General features: G+C 46.4%; 4 protein-coding genes. All 4 read left to right on the top strand.

Going from position 1 to position 3,108, the window contains the following annotated elements; genetic code table 11:
* The first annotated feature begins 48 nt into the window (after positions 1-48).
* The 4 genes from spoIIAB to LG34_RS06540 all read left to right on the top strand — a co-directional run bounded on the left by spoIIAB (position 49) and on the right by LG34_RS06540 (position 3,038).
* Complete coding sequence (spoIIAB, locus tag LG34_RS06555) at positions 49-495, top strand: anti-sigma F factor (RefSeq protein WP_109215384.1); 447 nt, start codon at positions 49-51, stop codon at positions 493-495.
* 6 nt (positions 496-501) lie between these two features.
* The gene (locus LG34_RS06550) at positions 502-1,215 is read left to right on the top strand and encodes a SigB/SigF/SigG family RNA polymerase sigma factor (RefSeq protein WP_109215383.1); all 714 of its coding nucleotides are present in this window, start codon (positions 502-504) and stop codon (positions 1,213-1,215) included.
* 158 nt (positions 1,216-1,373) lie between these two features.
* Positions 1,374-2,501, top strand: a complete 1,128-nt coding sequence (locus LG34_RS06545; protein WP_109215382.1) for an FAD:protein FMN transferase — start codon at positions 1,374-1,376, stop codon at positions 2,499-2,501.
* Between the two features lie 18 nt (positions 2,502-2,519).
* Positions 2,520-3,038, top strand: a complete 519-nt coding sequence (locus tag LG34_RS06540) for a Gx transporter family protein (protein ID WP_109215381.1) — start codon at positions 2,520-2,522, stop codon at positions 3,036-3,038.
* Positions 3,039-3,108: the final 70 nt, after the last annotated feature.

Below are 3,108 nucleotides of genomic sequence, written 5' to 3'. Positions count from 1 at the left end.
TATGTCAGGGTTGGATGAACTGATTGCAGAGGAAGGAGAGCAGGAGTGATGGAACAGAGAAAACAGGAAGAATATGCAGAAGAAAACTGGATGCAGATCACATTTGCGGCAAAATCCGAAAATGAGGGATTTGCCAGAACCGCGGTGGCAGCATTTGTCAGCAGTCTTGATCCGACCATTGAGGAGTTGGCAGACATCAAGACGGCAGTATCCGAAGCGGTCACAAATTGTATCATTCACGGTTACAACCAGCGCGGCGGCACGATCTGGATGGAGGGAACCCTGACCGGTCGTAAATTGCGAGTGTCCATTATCGATGAAGGCAGAGGCATCAAAGATATCAAGCAGGCGTTGGAACCGCTTTTTACCACGCGACCGGATCTAGAGCGTTCCGGCATGGGATTTTCCTTCATGGAAGCCTTTATGGATACCGTGGAAGTGGAATCCACACCGGGCAAAGGAACCCGGGTTTCTATGGAAAAAGAAATCAGGTAGTTACATATGGAGCAGGTGTTGGAGTATATTAAGCGCGCGCACCAGGGGGATAAAGCAGCACGGGATCTGCTGGTACAGAACAATCTGGGACTGGTCTGGAGCATTGTCCGGCGATTTTCCAACCGCGGATACGATCCGGAGGATCTGTTTCAGGTGGGGAGCATCGGTCTGTTAAAAGCAATCGACCGTTTTGATACGGATTATGAGGTAAAATTTTCCACTTATGCCGTACCGCTGATCATCGGAGAAATCCGCAGATATCTGAGAGACGATGGCATGCTGAAAGTCAGTCGTACCTTAAAAGAAGCTGCCTGGAAAGTCAGTCAGGCGGTGACGGAATGGCAGAATGAGTACGGTCGTGATCCGACATTGGAGGAACTTTCCGGGAAAACCGGAATGTCATCTGAGGAGATCGTGCAGTCGCTGGAAGCCAATACAGATGTGGATTCCCTTCACCGACCGGTTCCCGGAAATGAGGGAAAGGAGATCACACTTGGCGAACAGATCCGGGATCAGAAAAATCTGATCGAGCAGCAGGTCAACCACATTTTTCTGGAGCAATTGCTGGATACATTAGAGCCGGAAGAACGTCAGCTGCTTCAGCTTCGTTATGTAGAAGAAAAGACACAGTCGGAGGTGGCAAAACTGCTTGGAACGACGCAGGTTCAGATTTCCAGACGGGAAAAGAAACTGCTTGCGAAATTGCGAAATACGGTATAAAATGCGATACAGTCCTTCTTATTGATAAAAAAGTATCGATAAAGTTCTGGGAACAAGCTTGCATAAAAGAAGTGAATGTAATAAAATATGCGTTAGCTCAAGCTAATTATTAAAATTGTATCAATAAGAGAAAAAGCATATACGGAGGATACCAATAGATGAAAAAAAGAAAACTGTTAATCGCACTTTTGTGTGGAGCCTTAGTCTGTCTGCCGCTGGCAGGTTGTAACAATAAAAACGCTGCGTCAGGAACGGACAGCTCTGTACAGAGTGAAGTTTCAGAAGATGCCGGAGAGCAGAACAGCTCAGACAGCAGTCAGGAATATACAAGCGATGTGTTTGCCATGGATACTTATATGACACTGACCGCTTATGGCGAAAATGCACAGGAAGCAGTAGAAGCGGGTATTGCTGAGATTCAGCGTCTGGACGATCTGCTGTCTACCGGAAAAGACACCAGTGAAGTCGCACAGATCAACGCAAACGGCGGTGGCGTACTTTCTGAGGATACCGATTATCTGGTAAAACGTGCCCTGGATATTTATCAGAGTACAAACGGAGCCTTTGATATCAGCATTTATCCGGTGATGCAGCTTTGGGGATTTACCACAGGAAATTTTGCAGTACCGAGTGAGTCTGATCTGGCAGCAAAACTTGCGCTGGTAGATGCGGGAAAAATCATATTAAGCGAAGAAAACGGACAGACAAGCATCAGTCTCCCGGAAGGCATGGAGATCGATCTGGGCGGAATTGCCAAGGGTTATACGTCCGGAAGAGTTATGGATGTGATGAAAAGCTATGGCATCAAGAGTGCAGTTATTAACCTTGGCGGAAACGCACACGTCCTTGGAAATAAAACCGATGGCAGTCAGTGGAAAGTCGGCATTCAGGATCCGGAGGATGAAAACGGATATCTGGGCGGCGTGAGCGTCACAGACAAAGCTATTATCACTTCCGGCGGTTATGAGCGCTACTTTGTAGATAAGGATACCGGTGTGAAATATCACCATATCATCGATCCGAAAACCGGTTATTCTGCCAACAACGGTCTGATCTCTGTGACGATCGTCAGTGCGGATAGCACACTGGCAGACGGATTATCCACATCTCTGTTTGTACTTGGCACAGAGGATGCCATTACTTATTGTGAGGAACATTGTGCAGAGGACGGATTTGACGCCATCATGGAAGATGAGGACGGCAAACTTTATATCACAGACGGCATTTATGACGATTTTATCAATATGAACAATAACAAAAATATTGAAAAAATCCAGACAAACTAGAGACAGGGCGGTAACGATATGAAAAAACAAAAGATATCTGCAAAAACAGTAGCTCTGATGGCAATGATGATCGCACTTGCCATGATATTCAGTTATGTAGAAACCATGATCCCGATCAACTTCGGGATTCCGGGTGTAAAACTGGGACTTGCCAATCTGGTCATTGTGGCGGCAATCTACCTTTTTGGTGGGAAGCAGGCATTTTTGATTTCCATTGTGCGAATCTTCTTAAGCGGATTCATGTTTGGAAATCTGGCATCCATCATGTACAGTCTGGCGGGCGGTCTGCTCAGTCTGGCAGTCATGCTCCTTTTGAAAAAAACAGACAAGCTGTCGATCCTTGCGGTCAGTGTCATGGGTGGTATCTGCCACAACATTGGACAGTTGATTGTGGCAATGCTTGTGGTGGAAAATCTGAAGCTGATTTTTTATGTTCCGGTACTTCTGATTTCCGGATTTCTTACCGGTCTGCTGATCGGTATCGTATGCAGAGTGATTCTTCCAGCAGTCAAACGGGCATACGAATCTGCAAGATAACAAGCTGTTTGCCTGGCGCTTAGTCAAAGGATATTCGCAATCCGCCTTCGCTACTTGCTCATAACCAAAT

Source organism: Eubacterium ramulus, from assembly GCF_003122485.1.
GTDB classification, from domain to species: Bacteria; Bacillota; Clostridia; order Lachnospirales; family Lachnospiraceae; genus Eubacterium_I; species Eubacterium_I ramulus_A.
Note: the sequence above shows the minus strand (reverse complement) of the source record. Positions and strands in the feature narration are given on the sequence as shown.